Origin of the sequence: Emticicia agri (assembly GCF_004168285.1) — a bacterium.
Taxonomy (GTDB): Bacteria; Bacteroidota; Bacteroidia; order Cytophagales; family Spirosomataceae; genus Emticicia; species Emticicia agri.
In genome coordinates this window covers 1-21950 of record NZ_SEWF01000029.1, presented here as the reverse complement: position 1 = coordinate 21950, position 21950 = coordinate 1, and the positions used below count along the sequence as shown (strand labels likewise).

Below are 21950 nucleotides of genomic sequence, written 5' to 3'. Positions count from 1 at the left end.
ACCTCTACAATGTCTTTGACCAATGGCTATCCTGACGATTTATCGGGTATCGTGAATTTATTTGATATTGAGCAGATGGCTGCTTCTAAAATGTCTCGCATGGCTTATGAATATGTAGCGAGTGGCGCAGCCGACGAAGTAACCCTTCGATGGAACCGTGAAGCCTTTAACAATATCAAACTGAATACAACCGTGCTGAACGATGTGTCGGTGATTGATACGAAACTATCTTTGTTTGGTCAGCAACTGGCGCACCCGATACTGATTGCCCCAACGGCTTTTCATCGGCTTATGTATGCCGAGGGAGAAATTGCCACAGCCAAAGGCGCAGGGGCAAGCCAGACAACCTATGTGGTGAGTTCGTTTACGACAACGCCGCTCGAAGCAATTGCCGCAGTAGCCACTCAACCTTTGTGGTTTCAGTTATATGTAAGAGACGACCGGGCTTATACAAAAGACCTTGTTCAGAAAGCCGAGGCGTTGGGGTATCAGGCACTTTGTGTAACTGTTGATACGCCTACACCGGGTATCCGTAACCGTCAGGTGAAGGCAGGTTTTGCGCTGCCCGAAGAGGTGATTGCTCATTATTCATTGGGTGAAATTGGAGCGCCGAAAAAACCGATTACCTGGAAAGATATTGAATGGCTGCAATCATTTGCCCGTATTCCGGTGCTGCTTAAAGGTATTATGAATCCGGAAGATGCCGCAAAGGCTGTTGATGCCGGAGTAGGAGGGATTGTTGTGTCTAATCATGGTGCCCGCAACTTAGATACGGTTCCGGCTACTATTGAAGTGTTGCCATACATTGCTGATAAAGTAAATGAGCAGATACCGATATTGTTTGACAGCGGCGTACGGCGTGGTACAGATATACTGAAAGCCCTTGCATTGGGGGCAAAAGCGGTGATGATTGGCAAACCTGTCTGCTACGGACTGGCTTGTGGTGGTGCCGCAGGTGTAGGTAAAGTAATACAGATATTGTTAGACGAGCTTCTGTTAGCCATGATACTGACAGGAAGAACCAACCTGAAAGCGATTGACCGCTCGGTGATATGGCAGTAGGATAGGGATACTGCTATGAGTGGTATTTCCATTCCTTCATTTTTAAGAATAACCCGAGAAAAGTGTCAGAAATACCTGATTTTGCCGTTGGATAAAATTTTTTGATGGTCTGAACCATTCATGATAACTTACAAGCTAATTACAGCAAAAGTTGTTTTAGAATAGGGCTACTTAATTTTAGTAGTTCCTATTTTTTTTTCGGACTTTTTGAGCCAACTCTAAGAAAACCTTCCTGTTTCCAGCACTTGAAATGTAGTAAATAAAACGGCTGACACAACTGCTGTTTGTTTCGCTACAGTCAGTGTGTCAGCCGTTTCAGTTTAGTTCTGTCTGGTGAGCCTTATTGCTTTCTTACCGTAATAATCAGTCGCTGGTATTTGGTAAGGGTGGGCGTGCCATTGTCGGTTGCTTCCAGAATCAGATGAATCGTTTGTCCGGGTTGGGCATCTTTCGGAATCTCTATTTCGGTCTGTAAGGCATCAGGCTTGGTAATACCTACTTTATTGGGGTAAGTACCTACCTGAAACTGCCACCATTTAGTGGTAACTGTATTACCGTCGGGGTCTGACACAAAGCCATTCAGGCGTATTTTTGCCCCCGGTGTAGCCATGATAGTTAAAGGGCCTTCAATTCTTACCATGGGTGCATGGTTGGCATTGGCATATTTAGGCGTTACTGCCCATTTCATTCGGGCGGCAAAATCATGTTGTGCCTTGGCAAAAAAATCGGGGAAGGCAGATGCCTGTCTGGCCTGGTCGTTCATAGTGCCGAGTGCATTGGCCATCGCATTAGCACTTGTGTCGGCAAGTCCGAAAGAGACATTCTCTCTTCTGGCGGCGGCACCACCGCCCCAGCCTCCATAAAATCCGGCTTCATAGGCACGTAAGCCGTTGCCCAGCATATTCATAAAAGTATGGTTATCGCCTTCGCCCAACCATGAGTCTTTGGGTTGCGGGGGCATCCATACCACATAACCCATTTTCTTCAGTTCGTCGGTGGTTTTTCCGGCTTCACCAAAGTAATCCATTATATCACCTTTTACCATCTGTTTGCCATCGCCCCACACACGGTATAAAGCCCCCAATGCGCCACGGGTGGTTACATGCTCTCTCATCCATTCGGGTGTCAGGTAAGGCGCATTTTCCGGCTTGGCTCTTAGCTGGGCGCCATACCCGTAGTTAGGGCCGCCACTGAACTGGCGGTATTCAATCTCAGGCCAGGTCGGTCTGATATAAGAGGCAAAGGTATCGTCCTGGTCGCCTGAGGGTAATAGCACTACTTTTTTGGCTATCTTCTTTTTAATGGCATCCCATTGGGTAGTGTACTCATATTGGTCCTGAATCGATTTCAAGGCACGGGCAATGGTACTGGCGCCTCCCCAGGCGGTAATGTAAAGCTGTCCTGGTTTATCATCCATGATGGCTGCCCTGATTAGTTCTGAGCCGGGCGAATCTTTAGAATAATCACCATCAAACTCAATATTTCCGAAGCGGATTTTCGATTTCAGTACAGCCGGAGTAGGGTATTCAGGGTTATGGATTTTCAGATTCGGGTATGATTTTTCGTAGGCTTCTACAATATCATGAATAAAGCGTTCGCCTTTAGCCCAACGCCACGACTCGCATGGACACTGATTGAGCCCAAAACGGGCATATTCTCGGTTGGGTACAAACCATTTGGTGCCTTTGCCGTCGCCTGTCCAGTGAAACTGGCTACTGGCATATACAAGCCCTTCAATGTCGAGGTCGCTGCTGTAAAGAATAAACCGTATCAGCGAGTTATTATCGTCAAGCTCGGGGTCGGCCGTGATAATGATACGGGGCTTTCGGTCTTTGGTAAGTGTCTGTGCATGGGCCTGCGCAAGGTTGAGCAGGGCCATCAGCCCGGTGAGTGTGAAAATGCGTAAATAGTGAGTCATAGGGTGAATATAAAGTAATTATGAGGTTGAATTTGCTAAAAGCAAAAATAAAAGAAAATAAACGAAATAAAAAGAAAATAAAAGAAATATTTGTTTTGTGTTTTTGGGCGGTAATTTGGGGAAAGGTTGGAGGGAAGGGTGTTTGATTAGGATTCAAGTAATAAGCAATGTTTAAAATTTGCAAATACATTTTGGCCGCATGGTGTCCGCTAAAGCCGAATATAGTGATTGATTTTCTGTTACCCCCATTTTCGTAGAGACGACATGCATGGCGTCTCCTAAGGACTATAAATGTAAGATAATTATCTACTATTTTATCTCCTTAAATGTCATTTTTGGATTGCTTAGACCTCTGAAGACGCCATGCATGTCGTCTCTACAAAAGGACGTTTATTTCTTGAAACCTAATTAACCAAAATGATTTCCAAATGCAGATTTCGTTTATTTCGTAAATCTTAATAGAGTATTTTATAACTATAGGATTTTATTCTATCTTCGCAAAAAATCTCCATGTGATGAGAAATTTAATATCCTGATTTTATTCTACATTTATTAATCAACCAATTATACAGCTCTGGTTTGCAAAAAGACCAGAATTGGTATGAGGTATATGATTAAATCTGAATCCTGTCTGACAGACCGGATTTATCATCCTGTTTTAATTATTAATTCAATAGCATAGAATCGTTTCTTTGTTGTGAGCGCAATAGGGAAGGAATATATACTTTATCGTAACCGATAAGGTTAATTTATGCTATTAAACACTTTAAATAGTATTTATATGTATTTTTATAAGCGTTTACATTGGTTAAAAATAAATTATTCACAAAAAGACCTTAGGGTACCATTCATAGATGGTAGTTCTATTTTAAAAAAGATAGAAAGCAGATTTATTTTTCAGAAAAGGTTATTCGACGACCCTAATAAAGGAAGACAATATTATAATTATTGGTTTTCGAGCATGAAAAACAAAACTTTTATAACGGAGTTTTCCTCTGCAAATATTGATAGCTGGATTGAAAAACTTGAGAATGATACTAATTATTGGCTGGTGCTTGTGTTTCAAGAGTCTTCAAAACATGATGTGTTTGACTGTAAACCAAAAGCATTGCGGAAATTATTCTATGTTTCAGGATGTGGCCGTTTTTATGTGGTGGACAAAAAGTATAATTGGCTTGTCTGTTTTGATATTGAAGGAAAAGAACAAAAATGCACACTCTATAAAAGTGGAAATGCTTTAACAGATTTTGAGACAAACCAGCGTGTATTGGTAGGTTAGAATAAGCAAGCGGGCAAAATTTATCAAAAGAGGTTATCTGAAAAGTTTTTTGTGCCAATTAATATTTTGCACCCTTTGACTTTTTAGAAAGCCTCTTTTAGTGGCTATTTTAAGAAATTAAACCTCATCTGCCTGATTAAATACCCCTTTCCCACTCATTTCAAAAGCCCATTTACCTGTTTAAGCTGATTAAATCATTATGGAGTGATTACACGCTATTTGTGGATTATTTTAAGCTTTGGCGAATAAACTAATTCTTAATAACAGCCGTTGTAAAAGATGTACTAAAAACACAAATCAATTTTATGCGCAAATTCGGGATTTTATTCATTGGCTTCATGATAGCCTTGGCCTCATGCAACAAACCTGCTACAGATTCATACACAGGTACGATAGAGAGTATCGAAAACGGAAAAGATGGCTATGTGGCTATATTGAAAGACAAACAAGGGGAAAAATTTGAGGCAATTTTCTCAATTCCGAATATGGGTACGAATTACAAACGCTGGGAAGTGGGCCAGGAATTGAGTATCAAAGGAGATACGATTCATCTTGACAATACCTATCGGGTTATTGCAAGGTCGGTAGAGGAGAGGTGAGTTTATTACAAGTTTATATTTAGCTGATTAATAAAGCAAAACACTTACAAGGCATTACATTTTAATCAGCTAAATATAAGGTTATTCTTTCAAAGCGTTGTCTCAACATACGCCTTGAAATTATTCAGAATGGCTTGCCAGCCTTGTTGCTGCATTTCGGCAGGGTTCTGGTTTTCAGGGTCAAAAACGGTTTCAACATCGGTAGAATCGCCGTTCTCTGTAAACGTTACTGATACTTTTCTGCCATCGCCCATCGTGTATGCAATCAGTTGGTTTTCTACTACATTATCGTAGATGCCGCTGAAATCAAAACTGAAACTGCCGTCTTTGGCGGCCATTGTATAACAAAACTCTCCGCCTACACGTAGGTCATTTGATGCTTTTGGCGTATGCCAGTCAGGAGAAGCATTGTTCCATTGCTGAACGCTTTCTGGCGTAGTATAGTCTTTCCATACTTTTTCAACGGGTGCGCTGATGTTGGCAGTAACCGTAATTTGGTTGCTCATTGGATTAGTTGTTTATGGAATTTATGTATTTCAAAGTAATAGCTTCATGCTGTCAGGCCGGAACGGCCACCACTGCTTTCTGCTTTACGTATTTACGGCGTTTGGGTCTTTCTATCAACTCTAACGGTTTTTTATATTTTTTACCTTTGCCTGTCAGCAGATAATCGCCTGATACCTTGTATTTTTCTATTAAAATAGAAAGCCACTCTAATTGCAGAATATCACGACTATAATCTTTTTTTAGTTGGTAGATATTGCGGCTGTTAATGTTGTTTTCAACATAAAAATCGTTCATGAAATGGATATGACCCATCTGCACAAGTTCATCAAGAATTTCAAAGAAGCGACGAGTCACCTCCTGACTTTTTTCAGATTGCATGTTAGTTTTTATAGGGAATGATACTAACAGCAAAGTTAATGATTCAGGGCAATGGTGGAAATAAAATTTCAGGTTTGTTTGCTATAGGCTGCATTTGATTTTGCGTATGAACTCAATCAGGCTTAAAGACGCTTGTTTCTGAATAAAATCTTAGAAAGTCCGCTTGATTACTTTAAATATCTTGTGTACATCGTTCAGCGAGAGTTTAAAATCGCAGTATTCGGGGCTATCGTTGCGGCTGTGGCAGGTAATGGTAGCCGTGGCACGGTCGAAAGCCACAATATCTTTAAATAATACATTGCGTTTGGTGAGGATAATCCAGCCGAATCTTGATTCTCCAAAGCCGTCCATCCACAAATCCATCGGTAATTCTTTACCTAATACAGTGGCTCTGTCGGGTGTATCATCTATTTTGCCGCCGTTCATGCTATCGCCCGAAATCCTGAAAGCAATAAAATTACCTCTATCTATTTTGTCAACCACAAAAGGTACTTTTTCTTCAAACTGAAACGTACCTGCATCGCTTAGTTCATCAAGGTAGCGGGCAAAGGCTTCTTTACTCAGCAAGGGTACTTCCACCAGTAGGTCGCCTTCGGCATTGGTGATAAATTTATTGCCGTTGGTATTGACATACGCATTCTCTAAGCCGGCTTTTTTATAATTCAGAAACACCTCTCTGATGGTCTTTTCGGCAAGGCTTGATACATTTCTGTCGCCGCTTTCCCATAGTTGTACGGCTCTCATGGAAACACCAACAAGTTCGGCGAACTCTGTTTGTGAGAGCTTGTTTTTCTTGCGGAAACCCCTGATTTCGGTTCCGCTCACCGGTGGTATGCCAATAGTCATGGTGAATGTATGATTTAAAAATAAAAATAATTTGCAAAATATGTTTGCATAATACGAACTTGTTCGTTATTTTTGTTCAATAAATTACGAACAAATGAGTTTTTCAAGACAAAAATACTAAAAATGCGTAATTGTGCAATATAAAATTTAAAGATTTGGAAAAAAAACTGAATCCACACACAAAAAATTTAGCCTGATTCGGGCCTGTATTCATATAGTTGGTACGCTGATAAATAATGCACCTGTGTTAATATACACACAACTAACCGGGGAAAATATTCTATCTGTGATAGGTCGAAACAGGAGGAAGGTTTGGGGTGCATTGGCTACGTGCTGATAGTTAAAACGGATAAGTTTTATCAATATATATGCAGTGTTTAAAATCCTCCTCTGTTTAGAGGAGGTGTTTTTGACTATTGCCAAAAACTGAGTATGCTTTTATTTCATGACTAATATTTATTCAGAAATCCTCCTTCGGTTTGGAGGAGGTATTTTTTGAATAACTGAATTGAATGCTGTGATTGTATATATACTGTTGTTGGGGGTTATGTCAGGAAGAATAAAACCTCCCCGGATAACGGGGAGGTGTTTTGAAAAGTGCGGAAGTGTCAGGTTAAGTTTAGTTAAGTTAGGAATAAATATAACGAAAATCCTCCTTGGGTATGGAGGAGGCATTTTTCTTGAATTTGTGCCTTTAATCACGTTTAGGAAAATAGATTTAAAATCCTCCTTCGGTTTGGAGGAGGAATTTTTTGAAAGTTTTGGCTGGCTGTGATTGTTAAATATTTGTCTGGATTAAATTTTGGAGCAAGCGAGGGTTTTAGAAGAGTTTTTAGTAGTTAAATAGTATTTATTGTAAGTTTTTCCGCGCGGCGACCGCCTCACCCCAACCCCTCTCCTGCTGGAGAGGGAGATTTAGAGCGGACGCCGCGCGGGGTGAGGAGAAACTCTCAATTTCACCATACTTTAAAAGATTTTATAGCTCGTCATGAGTTTTGAAATAGTTAGTTTTTAGGGAAATGTTCAAACCCTCCTCCGGTTGGAGGAGGCGTTTCTAAATCCCTGAAACAGAAAAATATACAGCGCCGAATACCCTGAAAAAAGGTACGAAAACGCTAAAACAGACGCTTCTTAGTACTATGCTTACTGACTATCAGGCCTTGGCTGCAGGCCTGAATCAGCGCAATAGTATCAGTATCCCAAAAAGTAGATAAAATAGTGGTTGGTGAATCGACCACTGCGTGCAGAAAATGACCCTTTCCCACATCTTTATGCCCCAAACAAATGTTGCGGGTTATAGAGAAAATCATTGATGGATAATTACGCTCATTCAATGGGTGAGGTTTTCCATCAGTGTAGGTGAAAAGGGTCTTTCGGCATCGCTTTTTTACAAACGAAACAATCCCAAATTATAACAAATTAAACAAAAATGTCAGAACAGTTAACAACCAAAGACTTTTTCAGTAAGGTTTCGGTGAAGCAGAAATTTGAGGAGTTGCTGGGCAAAAGGGCACCTGCTTTTATGACCTCGGTGTTACAGATTGTAGCCAGTAACGAATTGCTCAAAAGAGCCGACCCGACCAGTGTGTATCATGCAGCCGCTACGGCTGCTACTTTAGACTTGCCCCTGAGCAACAACCTCGGTTTTGCTTATCTGGTGCCATACAACGACCGCAAAAGCGGTAGACAACTGGCTCAGTTTCTGATTGGGTATAAGGGCTTTAAGCAATTGGCTATCAGGAGTGGGCAGTACCAGACCCTTGATGCCAAGATAGTGTATGAAGGACAGAAAATTGATGACGAGTCTTTTCAGGGTTTTCATTTTGAGTGGGACAAAAAAACATCAGACAAGGTGGTGGGCTATGCGAGCAATTTCAGGTTGCTTAATGGGTATGAAAGTACGTTTTTTATGGATGCCGATTCGGTACACCGACACGGGAAAAGGTACTCGCAGACCTTCAAGAACGGCAAAGGTTTATGGGCAGAAGACTTTGACAAAATGGCACTGAAAACAGTAACCAAACTGCACCTGAACAGCGGTGATGCCCCGCTATCGGTTGAAATGCAGAAAGCTGTGATTACCGACCAGTCGGTGATACATAATGTAGAGGGCACAGAGGTAGAGTATATTGATAATCAGCCCGATAATGCCGATACCGAAGAAACCGCCAAAGACAAAGAATTACAACGCATTGCCAGTTTTATCAGCAATGCCATGACGCTTGAACAACTGGAACTGGTAGATGAACACGTGTATGATTTCGGGCTGGTAGAAATGTATGAATCACGCAAGCAGGAATTATACCGTAAATCGGCTTAATAAGCTAAAGTTATTCTAAGACTGAATCTCACAACTTTTTTAAAAATATGCTGCTGTGTGGTATATACGTTGCTGTGCGTATATAGTTCATGGTTAGTAAAAGCTGCTTTTTTTCAAGAAAAAGAGGAAGAAAATCAATCCGAATGGTCGGGCGACTGACCTTAATTATCTAATGTTCTATTTTTAAACTTATGACAATACTACAAACTTCCCGATTGGAAGAATTTGAAAAACTTTTATTGCAACAGGTAGAAGTGGTTCAGAAAAACAAATTGAGAATTGTCGGGAAACTGCTTGATGTGGTTCCTGACGATACTCACGCAGGTCTGCACAAGCTCCTGATAGAGCAGGGATTTATCTCATCTGGTACTGTGGGCAAGATTGTACTTGAACCCAAATTGACGGTTGCCACAGTTTTTACCAAGAATATCCTGACGGTAAATAAAATTTCGTGATTAAACGATTGAGCCGCCACTGCGGCGATTGATTGGTTTTAAGGGTGATGAGTTTGAATTACCTGCGTGTTTTTCAATGCTTATTGCTCATCAAAACTATTGAAGTTGTAGGGCTGGGTTTCTGTAAATCCATGCAGAATAAACTTGTATTCGCTAACGCAACGGCTGCTCAATCCATCAGTAACTCAGGTATTTCAATGAATTATATTGACTTAATCAATCATTTCTGGCGATTAGATGAGGGTGCTCAATTTACGGGCTGGGAAACTAAGCTTTATTTTTATCTGATAAAAACAGCAAATAGTTTAGGCTGGGTAAATGATTTCTGGCATTCAGACAGCAGGGTGTCTGCCAATGTCGGGATGAGCGTAAATACGTTGAAGACTTCACGTAACCGTTTGAAACAGGTCGGACTGATTGAGTTTGTATCGGGTGGTAAAGGACAGAGTAACAAAACAAGGTATCAGATTCTGATACCTAATACCCGTACAAAACAGGAAAATGTAGTGGTTGAAACACCAGAAAGGTATCAGAAATTGACACCTAAACCTACTGACAAAGTAGAGGAAGAAGCCGATAGGTATCAGAATCTGACACCTATACTGATACCTAAACTGACACCTAAAGTGATACCTAAAGTAGCACCTAAACCACCACCTATAATTAAACTAAACGAAACTAAACTAAAAGAAAATAATAGTAGAAATAACTTACCGACGGTTGAAAATGATTTGCCTGAAAAAAATGAGGCAACTGATGAAACGTTGCCTGAGGTTGCTGCTCAGAAAAGTGAGGCGGCTACAGAGGTTGGTGAGTCTTTTACGAAAGAACAGCTAAAGGCAGATTTGCTTAAAAGCGAAATAGGCAGAATGGCTGCCAAAAACAGTGAGATTAAACCGGAAGAATATGCTCAGGTAGTGGAAACCTTTGTGGAAACCAAATTTGGTCTGGAAAAGCATAAAAACTGGAAGGATATCATAGCTGCCCGTGAGAATTTTTTGTACTGGATTCCGTATTATAAAAATACTATAGCCCATAAGCATGGAAAACCATTTGCCCAGAAAACCCCCGGGTCTGGACGAAAAATTGTTGAGCAAACAGCCGATGATGATTCAGTCGTTGAACCAGGAACAGACGGGGTCTTACGCCGAGTTTCGGGAAAAGGAGTTCAGACCTTTGCTGGATAAACTCTTTGCCGCCATTTACCCGATTTTGTCGGCCAGTGAACAGGCCGGGAAATTGAGTGAGCCGATAAGGCAGGAGTTTATACAGACCTTGGCCGACCGACTGACAAGCGAGTATTTTTCTAAGGCATTTGATTATGTGAAAAAGCAGCAGAAGCAAGATGCCATAGAAATTGCACAAAGGCAGGTGGCTTTCAGAGAGGCGCAGATAAGTGCCATGCGCAACGTAAGTCTGGCAGATTTTAAGGGGCGAATATTAGTGAATCTGGATAGTCTGGTAAAGGAGCGGAATCCGGTAAAAAGATTTATTCTCGACAATTACTGCGTAAAAGCCTTTGAGTTGTGTCTGAGTTATTTTCATGCGCCGTCGCCCTCTGCAATGAACAAAAACAAGGGAATTTGTCTTTTAGGCAGGGTAGGCACAGGCAAATCTACTTTGCTCACAGCTTTTAAAGATAATCCGCTATCATCGTTCAGGATTGTGAAAGCGCAAGATATTGTGGAGAGCTATATCGATAGCCCCGACCAGACCATGCGAAGGGTTTTATCAGAAAAACCCATACCCGATGAAGAAAATATGTATGGTTTTTCGAGGTATGATTTGCTGATTGAAGAGGTAGGAAGAGAGCAGTTGTCGGTAATTGTGCGGGGCGATTCATTTAAAACTACGCCTGTGAATGTGATGGAAAGGGTACTGATGGAGATTTACGACCATCCGGGCCTACGGGTTCATCTGATTTCAAATGCTGAAACACCCGAAAAACTCGCAGCCCTTTATGGAGAAGCCGCCGCCAGCCGTGTATATGATATGTTTAATGTAATAACCCTTGACCCTAAAGCGCCTAATAGGAGGTTTGGGTAAGAGAAAAAGGAACTCTATTTACAAATAATATCAAAAAATTAAATAATAAATACCGATGAATAAGATGTTTTACGCTGAAAGAATAGATTCACTTTTTTTTTTTTTGTTATGAATAAAAATAAATCTATTTTGCAGTTTTTAAAATCAATCTATCTGACCTCAACTCATGGCTGTAACACCTAATTCAATAAAAAACAGATTTGATAATCTTGAATTGGATGCGAATTGGAGCTTTGAAAAGGAAAAGTCTGTCAATAAATGGACTCATGGATATCATAGGTATCCTGCTAAATTCTTGCCTAATTTAGTCAGTAAATTAATAGATAACTATACTAATCCTCAAGATACTATTGCTGACTTATTCGCAGGTTGTGGAACAACATTAGTAGAAGCTAAAGTCCATGGGAGAAAATCAATTGGTGTGGATATTAATCCTGTGGCTGAACTTATCACAAAAGCTAAAATTCATCCAGTCTCTCCTGAAATTCTTAATGCCAACTATGATTCCATTATAGCTAAAATAGATAATTATGTAGATGGGTTAGCTTTTACTTCAAAAGTGCATGAAAGAATTGATTATTGGTTTACTGAAGATGAAAAAAATAAAATAGCTTTTTTAATAAATATAATTGATCAATTAAGTTGTGAGCAACATATTAAGGACTTTTTCTATTGTTGTCTTTCAAATATTCTCAAAAATAGTTCTCGATGGCTACAATCAAGCACAAAACCTCAAATTGATCCTGATAAAGATGGGAAAGATTCGTTTAGTGAGTTCAAACGGCATTATCGAGTAATGGAAAAGAAGAATAGAGAATTCTTTAAAGTTTTAGAAGAAAATGGTTTTTTTACAACTCAATGTGAAATAAAGTTAGAAGACGCAAGAAAAACAACAATAGAGTCAAAATCAATAGATGCTATTATAACTTCTCCTCCTTATGTCACCTCATATGAATACGCAGATATTCACCAACTGACGGGCTTTTGGTTTGGCTATATAGATGACTTACCTAAGTTTAGAAAGAACTTTATAGGCACTTTTTATTCTAATAATACAGGAATTGAAGTGCCATCTAAGATTGCAAATGAAATTATTGATGCTGTAAACGAAAGGCATAAAAAATCTGCCAGAGAGGTTGCCAACTACTTTAATGATATGTATTATGTATGCTTAGAAATGAACCGTATTATTAAAGATAATGGAACAATCTGTCTGGTTGTGGGTAACACTGAATTACGCAATATTAAGATAAAAACAGCTGAGTTCTTTGTTGAAGTATTGACAAATCTTGGATTTAAGCCTGAAGATTTAATAAAAAGAGCAATTCCTCATAAATTAATTCCTACTATCAGAGATAAAACTACAGGAAAATTTTCTAAAGTTGATAGTGTAAATAGTAGGATGGTTTACCCCGAAGAATATATTTTGATATTTAAAAAATAGCCATTTTGTGAAAAAATCAGGTCAAGAAATATTCAGACCGTATGCTCGTCTAATTAATATTTTGGGAGACCAACTTATTAGTAACAAATGGGTAGGTGTAATTGAATTGGTAAAGAATTGTTATGATGCTGATGCGGAAAATGTTTCGGTTAGATTCTTTAATTCGGATATACGTAATGGAGTTATTGAAATTGAAGATGATGGAGATGGAATGACTTTGGAAATAATTCAGAATGTCTGGATGAAGCCTGCAACACCCAATAAATTGCAGAAAAAGAAGTCAGAAAAGCGTTTGACTAAAAGAGGCAGAGCAATGCAAGGTGATAAAGGAGTTGGGCGATTTGCTATTTATAAATTAGGAAGTAAAATAGATATATATACTAAAACCAGTAATGAGAATGAGGTTGTTTTGAAACTTGATTTTAAATTGTATACTCAAGATGATGAGTTTAGTGATGAAAACTCTGAAGTTAATGAGAAATTTTTAGATCAAATACAAAATGAATGGTATATTAATGATGAACCAGAGAAAATTCTTAACACAAAGAGACAAGGCACTCTGATTCGAATATATAATCTAAGAAATACTTGGCAAGAAGATGATTTAGATAAGTTACAAAAGGCTTTTTATAAAATGACTCCGCCTATCCTTCCAGGATTAAGAGATAAAATTGATAAAGATTTTGAAGTAAAACTGTTTTGGAATAAAAATGAATATAGAAGCAGAAATCATATAACTTTTGAGAAAATCACAGATTTAGCTACAAGTTATTTTGAAGCTTCTGTTGAAGATAATGGTAAACTAACCTATATATATAAATATGATGGTAAAAAAGATGATATTGGTGAAATAAATCTTTTTGAGGACTCAAAATATGATGTCTCGAAATTAAAATTATTTAAGCAACAATTCTATAAAGAAAATATAATCATAGATTCTAAAGGCAAACAGAGGAAAGAGCTTTTTAAATATAGAAACCCAAAGGTTGGTGAATTTTATTTTTTTGTTTATTATTTTAGTTTAACAGAAAAAGCAAAATTTGGTAAAGATGAAATAGAGTACATAAAGGAAAACTCTGTTTATCTTTATCGAGATAACACTAGAGTTTATCCTTATGGAGAGAGTGGGGACGATTGGCTAAAATTAAGCCAATTTAGGTCAGAAGATAGAGCAGGTAATTATTTTAGTTACAATGATTTAATTGGTTTTGTATTCATTACTCAACGTGAAAATAGCAATTTAAGAGATTCGGCAGATAGAGAAGGATTAATGAATCTGGATAGTACTTATGACGATTTTGTTGCATTAATTCAAGCTGCACTGAAAGTAATGAAAGACTTAGTAACCATAGACAAAAAGAAAATAGACTTATCAAGGCAAAAACCATTCATTACATTTCAAAATATATTTGAACAGGCATTTAACGATTTTCAGAAAGTAGCAATAGAGTCTGAAAATGTAGAAGTTTTAGATAAATCGAAAAAACTTTTTGATTCAGCTAATAATTTAATAAAACATTATAAGGAGAACTTATCTATTAGTCAGGAGTTGGCAGGATTAGGAATGGCTGTTGAGAAATCTACTCATGATATGGGAGTTATGTTGCGACAACTAAGAGAAAATGCAGATTATTTTAATAGAAAGTTAGATAATAATAGCTTAGATAAAAACGAACTTAAGCAATTTTTGAAAGATTTAAGAGAAAATATAGAATTGTTGTATCAAGAAATTCAAGTTCTTACTCCGTTGATGAGGGTGTCAAGAAGAATTAATAGAGACATAAGTGTAAAAGAAGTAACAGAAAGAGTTGTAAGATACTTTAGAAGAGAACTTGAACAAAGGAGTATTAATGTAAATCTAATTGTAAAGAAGGATATAGTTGTTAAAACAAATACAGGTCTTATTTTGCAAGTACTGATTAATTTAATGGACAATTCAATCTATTGGTTAGGAAATGCTAAAAAGAACCAAATTTCTATTAAAATAGATGGAGAAAATAATCAGTTAATTTTTGCAGATGATGGGATAGGAATAGAAGAAGAGATAAGAGAAATTGTGTTTTTAGAGTTTTTCTCTCGCAAAACAGAGGGGAGAGGTTTAGGGTTATATATTGCGAAAGAATTATTGGATAGAATTGATGCCGAAATATCAGTCATAGCACAAGATAGGTTTAAAATATTATCTGGTGCTAACTTCTTAATACAATTTAATAACTTATAACCTAAATAACCTTACTATGGATGGAGTAATACTTTTTGCTGATGATAAAATTCATAAAAGTAAAGCAAATGAAAGAAAACTATATGATGCTTTAAAACAAGAACTGCCAATTGTCGCTGTACATTCACTTGAGTTAGCTCAGAAATCTATCTTATCAATAGGAACCTTTAGCGCTTTAATCCTTGATTGGCAATTTACTGATGCAGAAGAGGACGAAATAGTTTTAGAGGATTTGGAAGGTATAAAAATTCAAAAACCTTCAACTAAAACTGATGATCCTACCTATAATTTTTTAGTTCAAAATGATTTCTTTTCTTTAGTCTATATCTATTCAGACAAGGACATTGAAAGCGAGGAGTATGGAAACCAATTACGGGCGAAGTACGGAGATAGAATTAAATTTTCTAAAAAAGATAATATCTCTCAGACAAAAAAAGAAAAAATTAGAATATTAAAGGAAATACAAGAATGGAAAGAGGCAAATAAGCATTTGGTAATTGCTCAATCTTGGTCTTCTACTATCAATAAATATACTCAAAAAATATTTAGAGAATTGTCATCCACTGATAAGAATTGGATAAAATATATTTATGATTCAGCCAAAGCAGATGGCGTAAGTCCAGAAATATTTGTTTTGGATATTTTTCAATATCTTTTAAGCGAAAATTTAATTAAAGATGAAACACTTTTAGCAGAAATAAGAAATTATGCATCGCAAGAAATAGTAGGAGAACAAAATCATAAATCAGTATCAAGATTATTTCAAAAACTTTTTTATACTGAAGTTTTAGATACTACACCAATAATGACTGGGGATATTGTTAAATTAGATGAGAATAGTTTTGGAATTATTATCACTCCTGAATGTGATGTAAAAAAACTACTTGATATTTCAGGAAGTTTTGACCTTTTACGTTTTAGTAACGAAAGGTTTAATGCGACTTTAACACGATTAGAAGCAACTGATAGTAAAAGAACAACTTTAACTATCGAAAGTAAAAATTTCAAAAATTGGAAGAAAATTTTTAATCAAGATGAGCAAAGAGAACATATTCTACCCTCTTTTCCATATTTTGAAAATACTAACGGTACAATTTTAACTGATTTTAGTATTGATAAAATTAAAATTTCTGCGGAAGAATTAACTGCATTAGAAAGACGGTTTAAATTAAATTCACCATTTATTCAGCAACTTCGTCAAAGATACGTTGCCTATTTTGGTAGAGTTGGCGTACCTGCTTTGCCTGATATTGTTAAATATTATAATTTGAAATTAGAAAATTCATCAAGTTAAATAGTATATTTTCAGATATTTGACTTAAAAAAGACTTATCAACTTAAAAGAATGTTTTCATTTTATTAGAGTCTTATTGTACCTGTATGAATATTAATAATTAAATTATCATCTGAATTACAGTTCATGGATATTCCAACCTTTTCCACTATTTCAAAGTCAATGGGTTAGTTGGTTAAGTTTGTCAGGAATATTTTTGTTGTGATTGTATGGCTTGCTTTGGGTAGGGATATTGCTGAGTTTGACGATTGTTTTGTTGTTCATCATTGCTTTTTCAGTCAGGTAATAAAGTAGGTGAGTTGTAAGAGTTAAATATACGTAATTGAATGAATCAAAGCATGAATGATTTGTATTTTGTTTTTTGGGGTTATTAAAGGCATATAGAAGAAATAGTTTACTTATTACTTGTTTGGTAACCAAACAAAAAGTATATTTACTTTCTCAGATTCGGCGTATCTGAAAAATAGAATAACTTTAATGAAGGAGAAAATTAAGCAAATGATTGCCAGCCTTTTGATGGAAAGGGCGCATATTAAACAAATCTTAAAGTATTTTTCGGACAGACTAAGTGAAGAAGAAGTTGACGCCTATCTGGACAGGCTGGGTAAAATAAATGAACTAATTGATATACTTGAAAAGGAGCTAAAATAGCCTATATTATGATAGCAGATAAAGAAATGTTCCTGATTAATGGAAAGGCGGTTGAACAAGACCTTGAAAGAATAAGTCAATCTATTCAGGAAGCAAAAGAACTATTAGCTTCAACTGGAACAGGGGTTTCGTTGAATGATTGGCTGACAATAAAAAAATATTGTGAGCGGTTTGGTATAAAAAATACAGAAACTGTAATAAACTGGATAAGAAGAGGTATTATTCCACCCGAAAATGTACAGGTAATTGAAGAACTGAACGGAATTCGTCTGATTAAGGCGGTTCCCTATAAAGATTAAATTTTCTGTTCATCAAACATTCACTCTACTCTTTTTCCCGAAGAAGCTGAATGGCTTGTGCGCCATAAAATCTGCTGAAATGCGTCTCCCTGCCTTTTCTGGAACGAGAGCCAGGTATCTAAACCGGGTACATAAAAGGTTCTGCCATCTACCTGTAAGATTCGGTATTCCATTTCACTCTGTAATTTCAGATAAGGAAGAGATTCTTTAAGATATATTTCAACGTTTCCGGCTTTGTCTGTTTTGTATTTACCTGCAATGGCCTTTAGCTGTTTCTCATCTACTTTGTCGGCCTGTGGCTCTGTAATAGCCTGTTCTTTGCGTCCCTCCATCAGGTCTATCAAAGATGCCGTCAATTGTGGTCTGACCCACTGAGGAATATTGGTATTGCTCACCAGTGCAATGGTAAACTGATGCTCAGCATCCCAGTAAACGAAACTATAAAATCCGGCTACGCTGCCCCAATAATAATAAGCATTAGGATTTCTGCCCTGATACCAGGCCCCTAAGCGCAACATCGAAAGTTTGCCCTGAATAGTTACCCACGAAGTAATAATGCTGATTAGCGATTCGCTCAGAATCGGTTGGTGATAAAAAGACCTGCCCCATCTGTAAAGGTCATGGGCCGAAAACCACAGGTTGCTTCCGCCATAAAAACCCTCACGGTCGCCAATGTCGGCCAGTTCTAAAACATCATTGTCGTAGGTATAACCTTTTATTCTTTCGCCCGGCCATTCGTTAAGCAAAGGAGGGCGTATATAAGATTGCTGCATCTGAAGCGGCTCAAAAAAATAAGTACTCAGAAACCGCTGATAAGAATCTCCGCTGACACGTGCCACAATGGCGGCGGCTACATCAAAACCCGGACTATCATAACTGAAATTGGTATAAAGTGGGTACAACAAAGCAGGTTTTTGCTGATTCAGGATACTTACCATTTCCTCGGTTGTCAGTACCCGGTTATCAGTCAGTTTGCCGAAGTAATAAGAATAATCGGGTAATCCTCCGGTGCTATGGGTCAGCAAATTCCAGATTTGTGTATGGGGATAAGGATATTCGGGTAGATATTGTTGTACCGAATCGAGCAGGCTGAGTTTCTGTTGTTCGGCTAATAATAAAACAGAGGCGGCCGTGAGTGTTTCGGCAATTGACCCACCGTCGGCAGGTGTATCAGGTGTAAAAGCCGTGGCATTTGAAAAATTAGCGTAGCCATACCCTTTACTCAATAAAATACTATCCCGTTGCCCTACAACCACCGCCCCATTGAAAAGGTTTTTCTGATTCAGTCGGTTAAGCAATGTATCAATGGCTATGGCTTTGTGCTGGGCACTTAGCTGATGATGCGAACATAGTAAAGAAAAGAGTATAAACAGGGCAGATTGTTTCATTGACAAAAATAGGGTGAATGCGGACGCCGCGCGGGTGAATGGAATAGAATTGAGGTAATGCTATTCCTTTTGCCTGGCAGACCCATGCAATTAAACGCTGAATATACACTTATTTTTTTATTCTGACCAAAGTCGGCAGCTTTTGTTGCCGGAATGGCAACCTTATAGTAAGAAAGGAATAACCATGCTGGTACGCTTCTTATAAGGCTGATAGGGTGATAAGAAGCGTATTGAGCATAGCCTCAGAAAATCAGTCGGAATGCACTCTCACAACAGCCACTCAATAATAGCAGGCCCCCAGTAGAGTTTGGTGAAATAATAAGTGCCTAAGAGCAGAAAACCGATCATGCTCAATAAGATGAGTGTAAAACCTATGTTAAGCCACGGAGAGGTTTTACGTTTGCCTTGCGAACGGATAAATATTTCGGCCACCAACAAATTGGGGATATAGAAGAAAAACGCCATTACGTAGTCGAAAGCGCCTGTAAAAGTGTTATTATGCCCAGCTTTATCGGCCAGTAAAAACCAAAAACCATAATCCATACGATACAACCATGAGCCAATGGCTAAAGCATACAACCGCAATGCCCAGGCACGGTGCGTATCAATATTTCCGGCTCTGGCGTGTCTGTACGTTTCTACGGCAGCTACGAGCATTAAAATACCATAAAGCCCGAAACCAATATTCATGACAGTACCGCCGATAGTGCCTTTGGCTATAATAAATATAAGTCCGCCGATAGCAACAAGTATTGAAGCTGTTACATAAATACGACCCACCCACCGATGGAAAGTAAGGTATTTAATACGGATAGCATCAATCAATTGGATACTCCCTAAAATAAGAATAATGCCTCCCATAGCAAAGTGCAGACCAATGCCCATAGTGGCTCGCTGAGTGGTTTTATCATACAAACCCGGTAATATTTCATTCCATCGTTCCAGGTTTCCCTCATACAAGGCTGCGGCATAAAAAGCTAAGATATACAACCCGAAAAGCCCGGCACTTACCCATACGGTAGTCATGAGTAAAAGGCGTGTCCAGTAAAAGATTTTTGTAGTAATTTTTTCAATTGCGGAATCATTCGTCGCCTGAGCTACATTGATGGTGTGTAGGTCTGCCATGAGGTAATAAGCTAAGATAGTGTTTAAAAAGAGGTTGTGTAAAAATACAGATTTTGCCCGAAAAATACCTACAAAAACTTTGTGGTGGTGTTGTAGATGATTGTAAAAGCATAGATTTCGCCAGGAATCAAGAGAATCTACATATTCTTACTTATTTTTGTAAAACTACATTCCATAAGCTATTCAATGGATAAGCAATGAGTATGAATGAAAATGAGAAAATAGATTCTTTAATAAAAGAATTGTCGTTATTGCCAGGCATAAGCAATGAAAATGCACGAAAACTGGAAGCTAAATTCAGGTTAGAATTTAACTTTAACAGTAATCATATCGAAGGTAATACGCTTACTTATGGAGAAACCAAGCTATTGCTGATTTTTGATAAGACCGAGGGCGCACACGATATGCGTGAATTTGAAGAAATGAAAGCGCATGACGTTGCCTATCGATGGATTAAGGAATTAGCTGAGGATAAATCATATATGCTTATTGAAAGAGATATTAAACAACTTAATCAGATTATACTGGTAAGACCTTTCTGGAAAGAAGCTGAGACACCTGATGGACAAGCCACACGCCGACAAATTCAGGTAGGAGAATACAAGCAACACCCAAACTCTGTTCGCTTACAAAATGGAGAGATATTTCATTATGCGTCTCCTATAGACACACCAATGGCTATGCACGAGTTGATGGATTGGTATTATTCAGAAGTAGACAAAAAAGAACTTCGTCCTGTTGAACTCGCTGCTATACTTCATTACAAATTTGTTTTAATTCATCCTTTTGATGATGGGAATGGTAGAATATCCCGTTTGCTGATGAATTATGTTCTGCTGAGCAATGATTTGCCACCTGTAATCATTAAATCGGCTGATAAAAAGAATTACCTGAATGCTTTGAATCAGGCAGATACGGGTAACCTTAATGCCTTTGTGAAGTATATAGCTCAGCAACTCATCTGGTCGTTAAACCTTCAGCTAAAAGCAACGAAAGGCGAAAGCATTGAAGACGATGATGATGTATATAAACAAGTGGCCTTGTTTAAAAAGGAGCAGTTGAATATTTATAATAACAAACCTATTAAAACCTTTGAATTAGTTACAAAAGTTTACCGAAATCTTATTAGTAAAGTAATAATTGATTTAGAACACAAAGTGACAGTATTTGATGATTTATTTGAGGAAGTGCAAACAAAATATTACTTGAAATTTACTCAAGGTAAAACCAAGGAAGAACTATTTGATAATCTTTACAGCTTAGATACTTTTATTAATACCGAAATAGATAATTTTTACAACTTAGACGTGCTTAATAGTACCGAAATTAATTTGAATGCTATTTCATGGGAGAAAGAATTTAAGTCTTCCATAAATGAGAAAATTGCAAACACGAGATTTAAAGTACAAATTATTTTTGAAAAAAGAAGCTTTATAATTGAGCTATATAATACGAGCGAAGTATTTCAATTTCCCTATGTACAAAATTTTACAGAATCCGAAATTACCTCAATCGTTAATAACCTCTATAAAGGTGTATTTGAAAAGATTCAGGCTAATACTCAAAAATAGTGAAACATTACAGATGCAAAGTACATGAGAGACTGTAAATCAGCGGATAATAACTGTAATAGACAAGACTTAATCTGACAGAAGGGTGCTAAAATTAACTGTCAGATAGCATATTAATAGCATTCCAGTTAAACTCTGGATTAGATGACTGAACTGGCACTTCAGTCATTTTTTATTGTCTTCTAAGATGTTTATTTTAAAGACCTCTTCCAAGAGCTTGTCTTTAGCTAACTGTAAACTATCCATAAAAGTTTGCATTGGTGTTTTACCATAGCAATATTTACCAGTATGAGTTCTCTGAGTATTATAATGATTCAGCCACGAATCTAAGTCTTTTTGTAGTTCTGATAAAGAATGATACAGTTTTTTACGAAAGGCAACCGCATAAAATTCATCCTGAATAGTACGATGGAAACGCTCGCATATACCATTAGTTTGAGGACTTTTGGCCTTAGTTTTAGTATGGTCAATATCTTCTATAGCCAAATATAATTGATATTCGTGTTGCTCCCTATTACCACAATATTCTGTACCCCTATCAGTTAAA

20 protein-coding genes are annotated in these 21950 nt (G+C 37.6%); 13 read left to right on the top strand and 7 right to left on the bottom strand.

The window, feature by feature from the left end:
• Nucleotides 1-9 precede the first annotated feature (9 nt).
• Nucleotides 10-1062 carry an alpha-hydroxy acid oxidase gene (locus EWM59_RS18030; protein ID WP_130022653.1) on the top strand — a complete coding sequence of 351 codons (1053 nt, stop codon included), beginning with the start codon at nucleotides 10-12 and terminating at the stop codon, nucleotides 1060-1062.
• A gap of 340 nt (nucleotides 1063-1402) precedes the next feature.
• Here the strand turns inward: EWM59_RS18030 and EWM59_RS18025 are convergent, their stop codons facing one another.
• The gene (locus EWM59_RS18025; RefSeq protein WP_229239384.1) at nucleotides 1403-2980 is read right to left on the bottom strand and encodes a DUF1593 domain-containing protein; all 1578 of its coding nucleotides are present in this window, start codon (nucleotides 2978-2980) and stop codon (nucleotides 1403-1405) included.
• A 961-nt stretch (nucleotides 2981-3941) separates the two neighbouring features.
• On the opposite strand from EWM59_RS18025, the gene EWM59_RS18020 reads away from it, so the two are divergent.
• Together EWM59_RS18020 and EWM59_RS18015 are read left to right on the top strand one after the other, a co-directional pair.
• On the top strand, nucleotides 3942-4259 hold the full coding sequence (locus EWM59_RS18020; RefSeq protein ID WP_130022652.1) for a hypothetical protein: 318 nt from the start codon (nucleotides 3942-3944) through the stop codon (nucleotides 4257-4259).
• A 305-nt stretch (nucleotides 4260-4564) separates the two neighbouring features.
• Complete coding sequence (locus EWM59_RS18015) at nucleotides 4565-4858, top strand: hypothetical protein (protein ID WP_130022651.1); 294 nt, start codon at nucleotides 4565-4567, stop codon at nucleotides 4856-4858.
• Between the two features lie 89 nt (nucleotides 4859-4947).
• Here EWM59_RS18015 and EWM59_RS18010 read toward each other — a convergent pair whose 3' ends face one another.
• The 3 genes from EWM59_RS18010 to EWM59_RS18000 form a co-directional block, all read right to left on the bottom strand.
• Nucleotides 4948-5364: an SRPBCC family protein gene (locus EWM59_RS18010; protein ID WP_130022650.1), complete on the bottom strand. Its 417-nt coding sequence runs from the start codon at nucleotides 5362-5364 to the stop codon at nucleotides 4948-4950.
• Nucleotides 5365-5416: 52 nt separating this feature from the next.
• A complete protein-coding gene (locus tag EWM59_RS18005) occupies nucleotides 5417-5743 on the bottom strand; it encodes a hypothetical protein (protein WP_130022649.1) in 327 nt (108 codons plus the stop codon).
• A gap of 150 nt (nucleotides 5744-5893) precedes the next feature.
• Entirely contained in the window at nucleotides 5894-6589 is a 696-nt protein-coding gene (locus EWM59_RS18000) for a helix-turn-helix domain-containing protein (protein WP_130022648.1), read from the bottom strand.
• Nucleotides 6590-8018: 1429 nt separating this feature from the next.
• On the opposite strand from EWM59_RS18000, the gene EWM59_RS17995 reads away from it, so the two are divergent.
• From EWM59_RS17995 to EWM59_RS17965, 9 genes are all read left to right on the top strand, one after another.
• A complete protein-coding gene (locus EWM59_RS17995) occupies nucleotides 8019-8909 on the top strand; it encodes a recombinase RecT (protein ID WP_130022647.1) in 891 nt (296 codons plus the stop codon).
• Nucleotides 8910-9100: 191 nt separating this feature from the next.
• Complete coding sequence (locus EWM59_RS17990) at nucleotides 9101-9364, top strand: hypothetical protein (protein WP_130022646.1); 264 nt, start codon at nucleotides 9101-9103, stop codon at nucleotides 9362-9364.
• A gap of 197 nt (nucleotides 9365-9561) precedes the next feature.
• Nucleotides 9562-10551: a hypothetical protein gene (locus EWM59_RS17985; protein ID WP_165372214.1), complete on the top strand. Its 990-nt coding sequence runs from the start codon at nucleotides 9562-9564 to the stop codon at nucleotides 10549-10551.
• Nucleotides 10484-11410, top strand: coding sequence for a hypothetical protein (locus EWM59_RS27680; protein WP_207220015.1), 927 nt, complete (start codon nucleotides 10484-10486; stop codon nucleotides 11408-11410). The genes EWM59_RS17985 and EWM59_RS27680 overlap by 68 nt, the downstream gene beginning before the upstream one ends.
• 166 nt (nucleotides 11411-11576) lie before the next feature.
• On the top strand, nucleotides 11577-12854 hold the full coding sequence (locus EWM59_RS17980; protein WP_130022644.1) for a DNA methyltransferase: 1278 nt from the start codon (nucleotides 11577-11579) through the stop codon (nucleotides 12852-12854).
• Between the two features lie 7 nt (nucleotides 12855-12861).
• Nucleotides 12862-15075, top strand: a complete 2214-nt coding sequence (locus EWM59_RS17975) for an ATP-binding protein (RefSeq protein ID WP_130022643.1) — start codon at nucleotides 12862-12864, stop codon at nucleotides 15073-15075.
• Between the two features lie 16 nt (nucleotides 15076-15091).
• Entirely contained in the window at nucleotides 15092-16369 is a 1278-nt protein-coding gene (locus EWM59_RS17970) for a hypothetical protein (RefSeq protein ID WP_130022642.1), read from the top strand.
• Nucleotides 16370-16846: 477 nt separating this feature from the next.
• On the top strand, nucleotides 16847-17020 hold the full coding sequence (locus EWM59_RS27675) for a hypothetical protein (protein WP_165372212.1): 174 nt from the start codon (nucleotides 16847-16849) through the stop codon (nucleotides 17018-17020).
• Between the two features lie 8 nt (nucleotides 17021-17028).
• On the top strand, nucleotides 17029-17319 hold the full coding sequence (locus tag EWM59_RS17965; RefSeq protein WP_130022641.1) for a hypothetical protein: 291 nt from the start codon (nucleotides 17029-17031) through the stop codon (nucleotides 17317-17319).
• Nucleotides 17320-17339: 20 nt separating this feature from the next.
• On the opposite strand, the gene EWM59_RS17960 is transcribed toward EWM59_RS17965, so the two are convergent.
• Complete coding sequence (locus EWM59_RS17960; protein ID WP_130022640.1) at nucleotides 17340-18707, bottom strand: serine hydrolase domain-containing protein; 1368 nt, start codon at nucleotides 18705-18707, stop codon at nucleotides 17340-17342.
• A gap of 267 nt (nucleotides 18708-18974) precedes the next feature.
• Entirely contained in the window at nucleotides 18975-19832 is an 858-nt protein-coding gene (locus EWM59_RS17955; RefSeq protein WP_130022639.1) for a DUF2306 domain-containing protein, read from the bottom strand.
• Nucleotides 19833-20029: 197 nt separating this feature from the next.
• Here EWM59_RS17955 and EWM59_RS17950 point away from each other — a divergent pair, with 197 nt between their 5' ends.
• Nucleotides 20030-21403, top strand: coding sequence for a Fic family protein (locus tag EWM59_RS17950; protein WP_207220014.1), 1374 nt, complete (start codon nucleotides 20030-20032; stop codon nucleotides 21401-21403).
• Between the two features lie 165 nt (nucleotides 21404-21568).
• On the opposite strand, the gene EWM59_RS17945 is transcribed toward EWM59_RS17950, so the two are convergent.
• On the bottom strand, nucleotides 21569-21950 hold a 382-nt coding region (locus EWM59_RS17945; protein WP_165372211.1), incomplete at its 5' end, for an integrase core domain-containing protein.

Excerpts from the sequence above, each read along its gene's own strand:
- EWM59_RS18010 (WP_130022650.1), bottom strand. The coding sequence starts at position 5,364 with ATGAGCAACCAAATTACGGTTACTGCCAACATCAGCGCACCCGTTGAA.
- EWM59_RS17970 (WP_130022642.1), top strand. The coding sequence starts at position 15,092 with ATGGATGGAGTAATACTTTTTGCTGATGATAAAATTCATAAAAGTAAA.
- EWM59_RS17950 (WP_207220014.1), top strand. The coding sequence starts at position 20,030 with ATGAGTATGAATGAAAATGAGAAAATAGATTCTTTAATAAAAGAATTG.
- EWM59_RS18015 (WP_130022651.1), top strand. The coding sequence starts at position 4,565 with ATGCGCAAATTCGGGATTTTATTCATTGGCTTCATGATAGCCTTGGCC.
- EWM59_RS18020 (WP_130022652.1), top strand. The coding sequence starts at position 3,942 with ATGAAAAACAAAACTTTTATAACGGAGTTTTCCTCTGCAAATATTGAT.
- EWM59_RS17980 (WP_130022644.1), top strand. The coding sequence starts at position 11,577 with ATGGCTGTAACACCTAATTCAATAAAAAACAGATTTGATAATCTTGAA.
- EWM59_RS18005 (WP_130022649.1), bottom strand. The coding sequence starts at position 5,743 with ATGCAATCTGAAAAAAGTCAGGAGGTGACTCGTCGCTTCTTTGAAATT.
- EWM59_RS17965 (WP_130022641.1), top strand. The coding sequence starts at position 17,029 with ATGATAGCAGATAAAGAAATGTTCCTGATTAATGGAAAGGCGGTTGAA.
- EWM59_RS18030 (WP_130022653.1), top strand. The coding sequence starts at position 10 with ATGTCTTTGACCAATGGCTATCCTGACGATTTATCGGGTATCGTGAAT.
- EWM59_RS18025 (WP_229239384.1), bottom strand. The coding sequence starts at position 2,980 with ATGACTCACTATTTACGCATTTTCACACTCACCGGGCTGATGGCCCTG.
- EWM59_RS17990 (WP_130022646.1), top strand. The coding sequence starts at position 9,101 with ATGACAATACTACAAACTTCCCGATTGGAAGAATTTGAAAAACTTTTA.
- EWM59_RS17955 (WP_130022639.1), bottom strand. The coding sequence starts at position 19,832 with ATGGCAGACCTACACACCATCAATGTAGCTCAGGCGACGAATGATTCC.
- EWM59_RS17960 (WP_130022640.1), bottom strand. The coding sequence starts at position 18,707 with ATGAAACAATCTGCCCTGTTTATACTCTTTTCTTTACTATGTTCGCAT.
- EWM59_RS27675 (WP_165372212.1), top strand. The coding sequence starts at position 16,847 with ATGAAGGAGAAAATTAAGCAAATGATTGCCAGCCTTTTGATGGAAAGG.
- EWM59_RS17995 (WP_130022647.1), top strand. The coding sequence starts at position 8,019 with ATGTCAGAACAGTTAACAACCAAAGACTTTTTCAGTAAGGTTTCGGTG.
- EWM59_RS18000 (WP_130022648.1), bottom strand. The coding sequence starts at position 6,589 with ATGACTATTGGCATACCACCGGTGAGCGGAACCGAAATCAGGGGTTTC.
- EWM59_RS17985 (WP_165372214.1), top strand. The coding sequence starts at position 9,562 with ATGAATTATATTGACTTAATCAATCATTTCTGGCGATTAGATGAGGGT.